The sequence below is a fragment of the Cedecea sp. Ae19-4 genome (assembly GCF_059801165.1).
Genome location: NZ_JBCHWG010000001.1, coordinates 2,412,975 through 2,426,146, shown reverse-complemented (window position 1 = coordinate 2,426,146; position 13,172 = coordinate 2,412,975). Strand labels below are relative to the sequence as shown.

At 52.7% G+C, this 13,172-nt stretch carries 12 protein-coding genes; 8 read left to right on the top strand and 4 right to left on the bottom strand.

What is annotated here, in order from left to right:
• Positions 1–63: 63 nt before the first annotated feature.
• Positions 64–2,205 (bottom strand): phosphate acetyltransferase, encoded by a 2,142-nt coding sequence (gene pta, locus AAIE02_RS11440; RefSeq protein ID WP_166872182.1) that lies wholly within the window; start codon positions 2,203–2,205, stop codon positions 64–66.
• A gap of 85 nt (positions 2,206–2,290) precedes the next feature.
• The gene (gene ackA, locus AAIE02_RS11435; RefSeq protein ID WP_008459758.1) at positions 2,291–3,493 is read right to left on the bottom strand and encodes an acetate kinase; all 1,203 of its coding nucleotides are present in this window, start codon (positions 3,491–3,493) and stop codon (positions 2,291–2,293) included.
• A 78-nt stretch (positions 3,494–3,571) separates the two neighbouring features.
• Here ackA and AAIE02_RS11430 point away from each other — a divergent pair, with 78 nt between their 5' ends.
• The 5 genes from AAIE02_RS11430 (at position 3,572) to AAIE02_RS11410 (ending at position 7,474) form a co-directional block, all read left to right on the top strand.
• A complete protein-coding gene (locus tag AAIE02_RS11430; protein ID WP_157141428.1) occupies positions 3,572–3,775 on the top strand; it encodes a hypothetical protein in 204 nt (67 codons plus the stop codon).
• A 56-nt stretch (positions 3,776–3,831) separates the two neighbouring features.
• The gene (gene yfbV, locus AAIE02_RS11425; protein WP_008459760.1) at positions 3,832–4,287 is read left to right on the top strand and encodes a terminus macrodomain insulation protein YfbV; all 456 of its coding nucleotides are present in this window, start codon (positions 3,832–3,834) and stop codon (positions 4,285–4,287) included.
• 95 nt (positions 4,288–4,382) lie between these two features.
• Positions 4,383–4,877, top strand: coding sequence for a YfbU family protein (locus tag AAIE02_RS11420; protein ID WP_166990919.1), 495 nt, complete (start codon positions 4,383–4,385; stop codon positions 4,875–4,877).
• On the top strand, positions 4,855–5,550 hold the full coding sequence (locus tag AAIE02_RS11415) for a sugar phosphatase (protein ID WP_498532556.1): 696 nt from the start codon (positions 4,855–4,857) through the stop codon (positions 5,548–5,550). The genes AAIE02_RS11420 and AAIE02_RS11415 overlap by 23 nt, the downstream gene beginning before the upstream one ends.
• A 91-nt stretch (positions 5,551–5,641) precedes the next feature.
• Positions 5,642–7,474, top strand: a complete 1,833-nt coding sequence (locus tag AAIE02_RS11410; RefSeq protein WP_008459768.1) for an SLC13 family permease — start codon at positions 5,642–5,644, stop codon at positions 7,472–7,474.
• 82 nt (positions 7,475–7,556) lie between these two features.
• On the opposite strand, the gene yfbR is transcribed toward AAIE02_RS11410, so the two are convergent.
• Together yfbR and alaA are read right to left on the bottom strand one after the other, a co-directional pair.
• Positions 7,557–8,156, bottom strand: coding sequence for a 5'-deoxynucleotidase (gene yfbR, locus AAIE02_RS11405; protein WP_166990925.1), 600 nt, complete (start codon positions 8,154–8,156; stop codon positions 7,557–7,559).
• A gap of 75 nt (positions 8,157–8,231) precedes the next feature.
• Positions 8,232–9,446, bottom strand: coding sequence for an alanine transaminase AlaA (alaA, locus tag AAIE02_RS11400; protein ID WP_498532555.1), 1,215 nt, complete (start codon positions 9,444–9,446; stop codon positions 8,232–8,234).
• 1,002 nt (positions 9,447–10,448) lie between these two features.
• On the opposite strand from alaA, the gene lrhA reads away from it, so the two are divergent.
• From lrhA to nuoB, 3 genes are all read left to right on the top strand, one after another.
• On the top strand, positions 10,449–11,384 hold the full coding sequence (lrhA, locus tag AAIE02_RS11395; RefSeq protein WP_498532554.1) for a transcriptional regulator LrhA: 936 nt from the start codon (positions 10,449–10,451) through the stop codon (positions 11,382–11,384).
• A 631-nt stretch (positions 11,385–12,015) separates the two neighbouring features.
• Positions 12,016–12,462, top strand: a complete 447-nt coding sequence (gene nuoA, locus AAIE02_RS11390) for an NADH-quinone oxidoreductase subunit NuoA (RefSeq protein ID WP_008459773.1) — start codon at positions 12,016–12,018, stop codon at positions 12,460–12,462.
• A 15-nt stretch (positions 12,463–12,477) separates the two neighbouring features.
• Positions 12,478–13,152, top strand: a complete 675-nt coding sequence (gene nuoB, locus AAIE02_RS11385) for an NADH-quinone oxidoreductase subunit NuoB (protein WP_008459774.1) — start codon at positions 12,478–12,480, stop codon at positions 13,150–13,152.
• Positions 13,153–13,172: the final 20 nt, after the last annotated feature.

The window sequence follows — 13,172 nt, the reverse complement described above, 5'->3', positions numbered from 1 at the left end:
GGTTAAAGGTGACAGAAAAAGAAAAGGCAGCCAGATGGCTGCCTTTTTTGCGTCTCAGTGAGCTTACGCTTGCTGAGCGGACTGAATCGCGGTCAGCGCGATGGTGTAGACGATATCGTCCACCAGCGCGCCACGGGACAGATCGTTAACCGGCTTGCGCATACCCTGCAGCATTGGCCCGATGGAGATCAGGTCTGCAGAACGCTGTACCGCTTTGTAGGTGGTGTTCCCGGTGTTCAGGTCAGGGAAGATGAACACGGTCGCACGGCCCGCAACAGGAGAGTTTGGTGCCTTAGACTTAGCCACGTCAGCCATAACCGCAGCGTCGTACTGCAGTGGACCGTCGATGACCAGATCAGGGCGTTTTTCCTGAGCGATACGGGTGGCTTCACGCACTTTCTCAACGTCGCTACCCGCGCCGGAGTTACCGGTTGAGTAGGAGAGCATTGCGACGCGTGGGTCGATACCGAAGGCGGCTGCGGAGTCAGCGGACTGAATCGCGATTTCTGCCAGCTGTTCTGCGGTTGGATCCGGGTTGATCGCGCAGTCGCCGTAAACGTAAACCTGTTCAGGCAGCAGCATGAAGAACACGGAAGAGACCAGAGAACTGCCCGGTGCGGTTTTGATCAGCTGCAGCGGTGGACGGATGGTGTTGGCGGTGGTGTGAACCGCGCCGGAAACCAGGCCGTCAACTTCGTCCTGCTCGAGCATCAGGGTGCCCAGCACAACGTTGTCTTCCAGCTGCTCGCGGGCAACGGCTTCGGTCATGCCTTTGCTCTTACGCAGCTCAACCAGGCGGGCAACGTAGCTTTCGCGAACCACTTCTGGATCAACTATTTCGATGCCTGCACCCAGCTCAACGCCCTGCGCCGCAGCAACACGGGTGATTTCATCCGGGTTACCCAACAGAACACAGGTAGCGATACCGCGCTCAGCACAGATGGCTGCCGCTTTAACGGTACGCGGTTCGTCGCCTTCCGGCAGCACGACGCGTTTACCGGCTTTGCGAGCCAGTTCGGTCAGCTGGTAACGGAAAGCTGGAGGAGACAGACGACGGCTGCGCTCGGAGGTCGCGGTCAGGGATTCGATCCAGTTAGCATCGATGTGGCTGGCCACATATTCCTGCACTTTTTCGATACGCTGATGGTCGTCGGTTGGGACTTCCAGGTTGAAGCTCTGCAGGCTCAGAGAGGTCTGCCAGGTGTTGGTTTCAACCATGAACAGCGGCAGGCCGGTAGCAAAAGCACGTTCGCACAGCTTGCTGATGCGTGGGTCCATTTCGTAACCACCAGTCAGCAGGATAGCGCCGATTTCCACGCCATTCATGGCGGCCAGGCAGGCAGCAACCAGCACGTCCGGGCGATCTGCGGAGGTAACCAGCAGAGAGCCAGGGCGGAAGTGTTCCAGCATGTGCGGAATGCTGCGCGCACAGAAGGTAACGGACTTCACGCGGCGGGTGTTGATGTCGCCTTGGTTAACGATGGTTGCGTTCAGGTGGCGAGCCATGTCGATTGCGCGGGTGGCAATCAGCTCGAAGCTCCACGGCACGCAGCCCAGAACCGGCAGTGGGCTGTCGGCAAACAGCAGCTTAGGATCGATGTTAGCGATGCTTGCTTTGCTGGAGTCGTCGAAAATTTCAGACAGGTCGGGACGGGTGCGGCCTTGCTCATCAACCGGGGCGTTCAGCTTGTTGATGATGACGCCGGTGATGTTGGTGTTCTTGCTGCCGCCGAAGCTGCTGCGGGTCAGTTCGATACGCTCTTTCAGCTGCTCCGGAGAATCATTGCCCAGAGACATCACGAAGACGATTTCTGCGTTCAGGGTTTTGGCGATTTCATAGTTCAGCGCCTGCGCAAACTGGTGTTTGCGGGTTGGGACCAGGCCTTCAACCAGTACAACTTCAGCATCTTTGCTGCTGTTGTGGTAGTTGGCGATGATCTCTTCCATCAGCACGTCCTGCTGGTTGCTGGACAGCAGAGACTCAACGTGGCTCATGTGCAGCGGCTCAGCGGCCGGGATGGTGGAGTTAGCACGGATGATGCTGGTGGTCTGGTCCGGCGTATCGCCACCGGTACGCGGCTGGGCGATAGGTTTGAACACGCTCAGGCGAACGCCTTTTTGTTCCATAGCACGGATAACGCCAAGGCTTACGCTGGTAAGGCCGACGCTGGTTCCGGTAGGGATCAGCATAATAGTACGGGACACGGTATAACCTCTTTCGTTTTCGCGAGCAGATATGCTCACTCGACTCAGAAAACAACACCGCCAGCTAAGGCTGGCGGTGAGGGAATCAGGCGGTCAGGCGGGATGCATCCTGAGCGATGACCAGCTCTTCGTTGGTGGTGATAACCACCGCAGGGCGGGTGCCTTCCTTGTTGATGAAGCCAGACTTGCCGAAACGTGCAGCCAGGTTGCGCTCGTGATCAACGTCGAAGCCCAGTACGCCCAGTTTGCCCAGGGACAGCTCGCGCACCATTGCGGCGTTTTCACCGATACCGCCGGTGAAGACAACGGCGTCCAGACGACCGTCCATCAGCGCGGTGTAGGAACCGATGTATTTCGCCAGACGGTGGCAGTAAACGTCCATTGCGCGTTTAGCGTCTTCTTTAGTTGCGTAGTTGTCTTCAACGTAGCGGCAGTCGCTGGTCACTTCGGTCAGACCCAGCAGGCCGGACTCTTTGGTCAGCATTTTGTTGATGTCTTCTACGCTCATGCCCAGGGCATCGTGCAGGTGGAAGATGATAGCCGGGTCGATGTCGCCGGAACGGGTACCCATCACCAGACCTTCCAGCGGGGTCAGACCCATGGAGGTATCAACGCATTTGCCGTTACGGATTGCAGAAACGGAACCGCCGTTGCCCAGGTGGCAGGTGATGATGTTCAGTTCATCAACCGGCTTGTTCAGCATTTTTGCGGCTTCCTGAGTCACGTAGAAGTGGCTGGTGCCGTGTGCGCCATAGCGACGAACGCCGTGCTCTTTGTACAGTTTGTACGGCAGAGCGTAGAGGAAAGATTCTTCCGGCATGGTCTGATGGAACGCGGTGTCGAACACGGCAACGTTTTTATCAGCCAGGTTAGGGAAGGATTTCAGGGCTTCAGCGATACCGATCAGGTGAGCCGGGTTATGCAGCGGTGCAAAAGAGGCTGAATCTTTGATACCCTGAATCACGGAATCATCGATAACTACGGAACTGGTGTATTTTTCACCGCCGTGTACGATACGGTGACCAATTGCGGTCAGCTGAGCGGACAATTCTGGTTTTTCTGCCAGAATTTTATTAACGATGAAGTTAAGAGCTTCGCTGTGAGCGGCACCTGCACCCAGAGCCGCTTCTTGTTTAGCGCCGTCCAGCTTCCACTTGATACGGGCTTCAGGAAGGTGGAAACACTCTGCTAAACCAGAAAGGTACTCTTCACCGTTTACAGCATCGATAATTGCGAATTTCAGGGATGAGCTACCGCAGTTCAGAACCAGTACTAGCTTACTCGACATGGAAGTACCTATTTTTGATACGTGGCTAAAAAAACGTCAGTGAGTCTATCAGCGTAGCGCATGATGACGCGGACATTTATGATTAACGTCATGCCGGAAGCGTTTTTCGGCATGGCGAATAAAATTACTCAGAGTTTACGCCATATTCCTGAAGCTGCAGGTCACGGCGATGTAAAAGAATGTTTGACAGCTTGTGGTTTCCCAACTACGGCCATCAAAGGCCGGCACAGGGTAGCAGATAGCGGCTCGGAAAGACAAAATTTTTTGAACGATGTCATTTAGAGTTGTTGAGTTACAGTATTATTTTATTTTTTATACGTAGAGTTGAGGTATGAGCCATGTCGACACCCCAGAATAGCCATGTAAGCTGGTTTAGCCTGTTCGGACGTGGGCAACACTACTCGAAGACCTGGCCGCTGGATAAGCGTCTGGCGCCGGTATTTATCGAAAACCGCGTGATACGCGCCACCCGCTATGCCATCCGCTTTATGCCGCCGCTGGCGGTATTTACCCTGACGTGGCAGATCGCGTTGGGTGGCCAGCTTGGCCCGGCGGTGGCGACGGCACTCTTTGCCTGTAGCCTGCCGATGCAGGGGCTGTGGTGGCTGGGTAAGCGCTCGGTCACGCCATTACCGCCGTCGACGTTACAGTGGTTTTATGACGTTCGCATGAAGCTTCAGGAAGCCGGGCAGGCGCTGGCACCGGTGGAAGGTAAGCCAGACTATCAGGCGCTGGCGGACGTGCTGAAGCGCGCGTTTAAGCAGTTGGATAAAACTTTCCTGGATGATTTGTAATTACCCTGCGGTTGCGCATATAAAGGAAGGCACACTTTCTTAAAGGTTATCCTCGTCGTAACCTGCATTTTTCCATGTACCAAAGGAGCCAGGAAATGGAAATGACCCACGCGCAACGTCTGATTTTATCTAACCAGTATAAGATGATGACGATGATGGACCCGGATAACGCCGAACGCTATCGTCGTCTGCAGACCATCATCGAACGCGGCTATGGCCTGCAAATGCGCGAGCTGGATCGCGAGTTTGGCGAGCTAAAAGAAGAAACATGCCGCATCGTTATCGACATCATGGAAATGTATCACGCGATGCATGTCTCCTGGACAAACCTGAAAGACGGCAAAGAAATCGATGAACGCCGCGTCACCTTTATGGGCTTTGATGCTGCCACCGAAGCCCGCTTCCTCGGCTATGTTCGCTTTATGGTGAATATTGAAGGCCGCTATACCCATTTTGATGCCGGCACCCACGGTTTCAACGCCCAAACCCCAATGTGGGACAAATACCAACGAATGCTGAAAGTGTGGCACGCCTGCCCACGTCAGTATCACTTAAGCGCCAACGAGATTGCGCAGATCATTAACGCCTGAGGAGAGACGCGGAGTGAAGTGTAAAGGTTTCTTGTTTGATTTGGATGGTACGCTGGTTGATTCCCTTCCCGCCGTTGAACGCGCGTGGGTAAACTGGGCAAAGCGTTTTAATATTTCCCCGGAAGAAGTATTAGGCTTCATCCACGGCAAGCAGGCGATTACTTCACTGCGCCACTTTATGGCCGGTGCTTCTGAGGAAGAGATTCAGCAAGAGTTCCTGCGTCTGGAGAAGCTTGAGTCTGAAGATACCGACGGCATTGTCGCGCTGCCGGGAGCTGCGGAGCTGCTGGCGCATCTTAACGAAGCGGGTATTCCGTGGGCCATTGTCACTTCAGGTTCCGTGCCGGTGGCATCCGCTCGTCGCCTGGCCGGTGGGCTGCCAGAACCGGACGTGATTGTGACGGCGGAACGCGTCGCACGCGGTAAGCCTGAGCCGGATGCCTATTTGCTGGGAGCGCAGCTGCTTGGCCTGGAGCCGGAAGAGTGCGTGGTCGTTGAAGACGCGCCAGCAGGCGTGCTTTCAGGGCTGGCTGCCGGTTGCCACGTGATAGCCGTTAATGCCCCGGCGGATACACCCCGGCTTGAGCACGTGGATTACGTTCTGACGTCCCTCACCGAACTGCTCGTCCAGAAATCCCCGGACGGAGTCGTCGAAGTGTTAAGAAAACACTAATCCCATGATTTAACCCCGCATTTGCGGGGTTTTTTTATGGCATTCTCGTCTACATTCAATTCACCAATATTCAGCCATTCAGGGACTCGTTTTGAATTCGGAACTCATTTGGGTGTTGTCGTTACTGGCGGTTGCCGTTCTGCTGTTCGCCACAGGAAAAATGCGTATGGACGCGGTGGCGTTATTGGTGATTGTCGCTTTTGTGCTCAGCGGAACATTAAGCCTCAGCGAAGCATTTTCCGGCTTTAGCGATCCCAACGTGATTCTGATTGCCGCGCTGTTCATTATTGGCGACGGGCTGGTGCGCACCGGTGTAGCCACCAAGATGGGAAGCTGGCTGGTGGACGTGGCGGGCAGCAGCGAAACCAAAATGCTGGTCCTGCTGATGGTGACGGTGGCCGGGTTGGGGGCATTTATGAGCTCCACCGGCGTGGTGGCGATTTTTATTCCGGTGGTGCTCAGCGTTTCTATGCGCATGAAAATCTCACCTTCCCGGCTGATGATGCCGCTCAGTTTTGCCGGGCTGATAAGCGGCATGATGACGCTGGTTGCGACGCCGCCTAACCTGGTGATCAACAGCGAACTGCTTCGTGAAGGGCTGGAGGGGTTCCAGTTCTTTAGCGTGACGCCGATTGGCCTGGCGGTGCTGGTGCTGGGCATCCTTTATATGCTGGTGGCGCGTTTTGCGCTCAAAGGCCAGGGCGAAGAGGCTGGCAAAGAGAGCTGGAAGCGCCGTTCATTTCGCGATCTGATAAAAGAATATCGCCTGACCGGGCGGGCTCGCCGGTTGGCTATTCGTCCTGGCTCACCGATGGTTGGCCATCGTCTGGACGATTTAAAGCTACGTGAACGCTACGGCGCGAACGTGATTGGCCTGGAGCGCTGGCGCCGCTTTCGGCGCGTTATTGTCAACGTGACCGGCGGTACGGAATTCCGCGCCCGCGATGTACTGCTGATTGACATGTCGGCCTCAGAGGTTGATTTGCGAGAGTTTTGCGGGGAGCAAATGCTGGAGCCAATGATCCTGCGGGGGGAGTATTTTTCCGATCAGGCGCTGGATGTGGGGATGGCAGAGGTTTCTCTGCTGCCAGAGTCAGGGCTTACGGGGCAGACTTTGCGAGAAATGGCTTTCCGAACCCGCTACGGCCTTAACGTTGTTGGCCTGCGGCGGGCGGGTGAAGCCATGGCAGGATTGCTGGTGGATGAACCTATCCAGTTGGGCGACATTATGCTGGTGGTTGGTGACTGGAAGCTGATCAACCAGCTTTCACAGCAGAACCGTGATTTCCTGGTGCTGAGTCTGCCTGTGGAAGAGCAGGATGCCTCCCCGGCCCACAGCCAGGCACCTCATGCGATTTTCTGCCTGGCGCTGATGGTGGCGCTGATGCTGACCGACGAAATACCCAATCCAATCGCCGCGATTATCGCCTGTTTGTTGATGGGCAAATTCCGCTGTATTGATATGGAAAGTGCCTATAAGGCGATTCACTGGCCGAGCATTATTCTGATTGTCGGGATGATGCCTTTCGCTTTAGCGCTGCAGAAAACCGGCGGGGTGGATCTGATCGTTCATGGGCTGATGGAGTTTGGCGGTGGCTACGGCCCATATATCATGCTGGTGTGCCTGTTTGTGATGTGTGCGGCTATCGGGTTATTTATTTCTAATACCGCCACGGCAGTATTGATGGCGCCTATTGCGCTGGCTGCGGCTAAATCAATGGGGGTGTCGCCGTATCCGTTTGCGATGATTGTGGCGATGGCGGCTTCTGCGGCGTTTATGACGCCAGTCTCTTCGCCAGTGAACACGCTGGTGCTGGGGCCAGGAAACTATAAGTTCAGCGACTTCGTGAAGCTCGGCGTGCCGTTTACGGTCATTGTGATGATCGTGAGCGTGGTGATGGTACCGATGCTGTTCCCGTTCTGATATTTACCCTCATCCCGGCCTCCTCCCTGTAAGGGAGAAGGGGAAAACATTATCCTGATTTCGCTTCGGCAGATGGACGTGTTTAAAGCGGCGAATCCTGGCTGATTTCATCCAGCGAAAGCTGGAAGCTTGGCACAAATACCCGCATAAAATAATCCATTTCCGGGCTGTGGCGGTCGGCCAGCGTTTTTTCCAGGCGACTTTTCGCCAGCAGAAACTCGTTGTTCCCGGCCGACAGCTCCTCCAGGCATTTCAGATAAGCGCATAACGCATCGGCCTGCTTCACCAGCGCTTTCTCTTCTTCACTGTAGCTGTGCTCATCAATCAACGGCGCCCAGATATCACGAAGCTCTTCCGGCACCATCTCGATCAGCTTCTGCTGCGCAATCTTTTCAATGGCTTTGTATTCGTGTGCGATTTGCGAATTGAAGTATTTTACTGGCGTGGGGAGATCCCCGGTCAGCACCTCGCTGGCGTCGTGATACATCGCCAGCAGCGCAATACGTTCGGCATTTACGTTGCCGTTAAACTTGCGATTTTTGATAGCGGCAAGGGCGTGGGCAACCATGGCGACCTGCAGGCTGTGTTCAGACACGTTCTCGGTGCGGACATTCCGCATTAGTGGCCAGCGGCTAATCAGTTTCAGGCGGGAGAGGTGGGCAAAGAAATGGCTCTGACTCATGACGTTCTCGCGGTAACAACTTGGTGACGTCATTGTGAGGGGAGAAAGGGGGCATTGCAAATGCCCCCGAACGGCTTACTGATGGTAGTGTCCGAGGAAACGTCCCAGCTTAGCTATCGACATTTCCAGATCATCAATGCGCGGCAGAGTGACAATACGCACGTGATCCGGCCACGGCCAGTTAAATGCCGAACCCTGAACCAGCAGAACCTTTTCCTGCAGCAGGAAGTCCAGCACCATTTTCTGGTCGTCATGAATTTTGAAGCGTTTTGCGTCAATTTTCGGGAACATGTACAGCGCCCCACGAGGCTTAACGCAGGAGACGCCGGGGATCTCGTTGATCAATTCCCAGGCACGGTTACGCTGTTCGTACAGGCGGCCACCAGGCACGATAAACTCGCTAATGCTTTGGTATCCTCCCAGCGCTGTCTGGATAGCATGCTGGGCAGGGACGTTGGCGCACAGGCGCATAGAGGCTAACATCTCCAGACCTTCAATATAGCCTTTAGCGTGTTTCTTCGGCCCGTTGAGCACCATCCAACCCTGACGGAAACCGGCCACGCGATAGGTTTTTGACAGGCCGTTGAAGGTAATGGTTAACAGATCCGGTGCCAGGGCTGCGATCGAGTGATGCTCGGCATCGTCATAAAGGATTTTGTCGTAAATCTCATCGGCAAAGATGATCAGATTGTGCTGGCGTGCAATCTCGACAATCTCTAACAGCAACTCTTTGGAGTAAACGGCGCCGGTAGGGTTGTTTGGGTTAATAATCACAATGCCGCGCGTGCGTGGGGTGATTTTAGCGCGGATATCGTCGAGGTCCGGGAACCAGTCAGAACTCTCATCACACAGATAATGCACGGCTTTGCCGCTGGACAAAGAAACGGCAGCTGTCCAAAGCGGGTAGTCTGGCGCGGGAACCAGCATTTCGTCACCGCTGTTTAGCAGCGCCTGCATCGACTGGACGATCAGTTCGGAAACGCCGTTCCCGATATAAATATCTTCCGTAGTCACATCCCGCATCCCACGAGCCTGATAATGCTGCATGATGGCTTTACGGGCAGAGAAAAGCCCTTTGGAGTCGCAATATCCCTGGGCGGTTGGAAGATTACGGATCACATCAACAAGGATTTCATCCGGCGCTTCGAAACCGAACGGCGCGGGGTTGCCGATGTTGAGCTTAAGCACTTTGTTGCCTTCTTCTTCAAGGCGTTTTGCCTCTTTGAGTACCGGGCCACGGATGTCATAACAGACATTATCAAGTTTGCTGGATTTTTCGATGGGGGACATGAAGCTTCGACCTTTGTTGTTAATTTCGCGTCCTGCCGTGGAAGCGCACCGCCACAATGTACTCCTGCTTAAGCGAGATTTGAAGGATGGGGCCTGAAGAAATGCAATTTATCTTTACAGCACAATGTATAAGCACGGAACGCGATTTAAAAATACTGATGGTCAAAAAAACTATGAATTTTAGTTATTGTGGTTTTATTGGCTAATTATATCGCCATGATGCAATGGTATTCACTGCTTCTTGCTCACTGCGGAGGGAGAGGTGCTGCCGACGTAAATGCGTTGTCGCTAAACATAAGTAAAAATTAATATTCATGCCTGAAACATTAAGGGATTAATGAAAAGGTAGTTAAAGAGATGTATATCAAAAGATTGGTCAATGTAATAGATAAATACCTCGGCAATAATTAAGTGTCTTTTATTATAGTGTGTGGCTGACTTCAAAAAACGTTGTAAATAATCAACAGAGTGGAAACCACAAAAAGAGAATAAGATCAGATAATTCGCAATAAGTGTTATAAAACATCATGTTTTACTGTAAGATACACTACGAAAAATGGTAGGTTTTGGATGCCAGTAGCTGTGCCAACGACATGGCTTTGCCGGAAAATTAAAATATTTCCATTATTATTCAGCTGGTTGTGTGTTTTGGCCGGTTAAAGCCTGCCGCTGCACTCCAGCCCGTTAAATAATCATATAAAAGCTTATTAAAAGTCGTTTTTTGAAGCTGACTTACCTTTCTAACGCAGTTTTAAAATAGTCGACTGGTACGATGAGTTGGTGGTTTTTTTCTTATCCTGACCTGCTTAATATCCCGTTTGGGTGTGTTTTAGATTATTGGGACATGCCGGGGAATACAAAAATAACAAACAGAACCGTCGCTAACGTATGCGGCCAAGACTACCGGAGACATTCGGTAAAAGGAATTGCTTTATCTCTTTGATAAATCATAGCAATACAACCAGGGCAGACTCGAAAGAGCAACCTATTAGTGAATAAATTATGATTAACGCAAATCGTCCGATACTGAACCTCGACCTCGATCTGCTGAGGACATTCGTTGCGGTCGCCGATCTCAATACCTTTGCGGCAGCGGCGGCGGCAGTGTGCCGTACTCAATCCGCTGTAAGCCAACAGATGCAGCGCCTCGAGCAATTAGTTGGGAAAGAGCTTTTTGCCCGACATGGCCGCAATAAACTGCTCACCGAGCACGGCATTCAACTGCTGGGCTATGCGCGTAAAATCCTACGCTTTAATGATGAAGCGTGCTCTTCGCTGATGTTTAACAACCTGCAAGGGTCGCTTACCCTTGGCGCCTCCGATGAAACGGCGGACACCATCCTGCCGTTCCTGTTAAACCGCATCAGTTCGGTTTACCCCAAGCTTGCGCTGGATGTCAGGGTCAAACGCAACCCCTTTATGATCGAAATGCTTAATCAGCATGAGGTCGATTTGGTGGTGACGACATCAAACCCTTCTAACTTTGATGCCATCGTCCTGCGAACCTCGCCTACGCTGTGGTACTGCGCCGCTGATTATGTTTTTCAACGTGGGGAAGCGCTGCCGCTGGTGATGCTGGACGATCCAAGCCCGTACCGCGATATGATGCTGGAACATCTTGATGCCAGCCAGACGCCATGGCGTATTTCTTATGTCGCCTCTACGCTTGCCGCGGTCAGGGCCGCCGTAAAAGCGGGATTAGGCGTAACGGCCAGGCCGGTTGAAATGATGAGTCCGGAACTTCGTGTGCTGGGGGCGTCAGAAGGACTGCCTATTTTACCTGAAACCCAATATCTGCTGTGTAAAAACCCCGAAAGTGGTAATGAGCTGGCGCAAGCGATCTTCAGTGCGCTGGCGACGCCGGAAAACCCATACCGTTATAACACCGTGGGAAGTGAAGGGGACGACACGCTGCTGGTTGAAGGGGATTTTGAGTAGCTGCAGGTCGACTAGTTAGTAACAAAATATTAAAGATACAAAATGGGTCGTTGGTGGTTTTTTTTACGCCAACGGCCCATTTTTTATACCTGATTTTCATTAAATCACATGGGTGCTCATCTTTTCTAACAAATTCAATATATTGGTTGCATGTTTATTTTCGCTCGTTTTATGCGCAAAAACTTCATGCAAAGGCCAGGTAATGTTAAAAAACGCATAACAATGTTGCTTCTTTTTGAAGTGGATTAACAAAAGCGTGTCTCAGATCAAGAAAATACTCCCTCTTGGGGGGAGGAATAGTTGTAATTTCCTGCCAAAATATAGGGGCTGTTTATTTTTTCACACGGAACGGACACGATTCACCCTCATCTAAATCTGGTCTTTACGCGAGTGTTGATGAGTTTTAACGCATTAAATGTTAATGAATTGCTGTCGGTGTAAATTAATGTGTGGATACTTTTGTTAAAGTTGACAAAAGGTTATAGAAAGGAGTAAAAAACCCCATCAATTGGCTGCCTACGTATTATTTCCGGTAGTTATTGTACGGTTGATTGTTCCTCCCCATGAATCGATGTGGCGTTCATCTGCCAACAAGAGCAGAGACTTTGGCGCCACTTTTGATGAGTAAGCAATGAGTATGTCAACATCCACTGAAGTTATCGCTCATCACTGGGCGTTCGCTGTCTTTCTTATTGTCGCCGTTGGCCTGTGTTGTTTGATGCTTGTCGGGGGCTGGTTCCTTGGCGGACGAGCTAAGGCACGGCACAAAAACACCCCCTTCGAGTCGGGCATCGACTCCGTTGGTACGGCGCGTCTACGTCTCTCCGCCAAGTTTTACCTGGTCGCCATGTTCTTCGTTATTTTTGACGTGGAAGCCTTGTATCTCTACGCGTGGTCAACTTCTATCCGTGAAAGCGGCTGGATTGGCTTCGTCGAGGCCGCAATTTTCATTTTAGTGCTACTGGCTGGTCTGGTTTATCTGGTGCGCGTTGGCGCTCTGGATTGGACTCCTGCGCGTTCGCGTCGTGAGAAAATCAACCCGGAAACAGACAGTCTCACTAACCGTCATACGCAGTAATAGCGAGGCAATAAGATGGACTATACGCTCACCCGCATAGACCCCAACGGTGAGAATGACCGTTACCCCCTGCAAAAGCAGGAGATCGTAACCGATCCCCTCGAACAAGAGATTAACCGCAGCGTTTACATGGGCAAGCTCGAGCATGCTATGCACGATGTGGTGAACTGGGGTCGCAAAAACTCAATCTGGCCATACAACTTTGGCCTTTCCTGCTGCTATGTAGAGATGGTGACCTCGTTTACCGCTGTACATGACGTGGCGCGTTTCGGTGCAGAAGTTTTACGTGCTTCTCCTCGTCAGGCTGACCTGATGGTGGTGGCCGGTACCTGCTTCACCAAAATGGCTCCGGTAATTCAGCGCCTTTACGATCAGATGCTGGAGCCTAAATGGGTCATTTCCATGGGCGCCTGCGCTAACTCTGGCGGCATGTACGACATCTATTCCGTTGTGCAAGGTGTCGATAAATTTATCCCGGTTGATGTGTACATCCCAGGTTGCCCGCCGCGTCCGGAGGCTTACATGCAGGCGTTGATGCTGTTGCAGGAGTCTATCGGTAAAGAGCGCCGCCCGCTGTCGTGGGTCGTTGGCGATCAGGGCGTTTACCGCGCCAACATGCAGTCCGAGCGTGAGCGTAAGCGCGGCGAGCGTATCGCGGTCACCAACCTGCGGACGCCGGACGAGATTTAATTAGCGCCTGCGGTCAGTGA

What these genes read in the sequence shown, in the direction of transcription:
- ackA (WP_008459758.1), bottom strand. Translation starts at nt 3,493, where the DNA reads ATGTCGAGTAAGCTAGTACTGGTTCTGAACTGCGGTAGCTCATCCCTG.
- AAIE02_RS11430 (WP_157141428.1), top strand. Translation starts at nt 3,572, where the DNA reads ATGATTAACGTCATGCCGGAAGCGTTTTTCGGCATGGCGAATAAAATT.
- yfbV (WP_008459760.1), top strand. Translation starts at nt 3,832, where the DNA reads ATGTCGACACCCCAGAATAGCCATGTAAGCTGGTTTAGCCTGTTCGGA.
- AAIE02_RS11420 (WP_166990919.1), top strand. Translation starts at nt 4,383, where the DNA reads ATGGAAATGACCCACGCGCAACGTCTGATTTTATCTAACCAGTATAAG.
- yfbR (WP_166990925.1), bottom strand. Translation starts at nt 8,156, where the DNA reads ATGAGTCAGAGCCATTTCTTTGCCCACCTCTCCCGCCTGAAACTGATT.
- alaA (WP_498532555.1), bottom strand. Translation starts at nt 9,446, where the DNA reads ATGTCCCCCATCGAAAAATCCAGCAAACTTGATAATGTCTGTTATGAC.
- lrhA (WP_498532554.1), top strand. Translation starts at nt 10,449, where the DNA reads ATGATTAACGCAAATCGTCCGATACTGAACCTCGACCTCGATCTGCTG.
- nuoA (WP_008459773.1), top strand. Translation starts at nt 12,016, where the DNA reads ATGAGTATGTCAACATCCACTGAAGTTATCGCTCATCACTGGGCGTTC.
- nuoB (WP_008459774.1), top strand. Translation starts at nt 12,478, where the DNA reads ATGGACTATACGCTCACCCGCATAGACCCCAACGGTGAGAATGACCGT.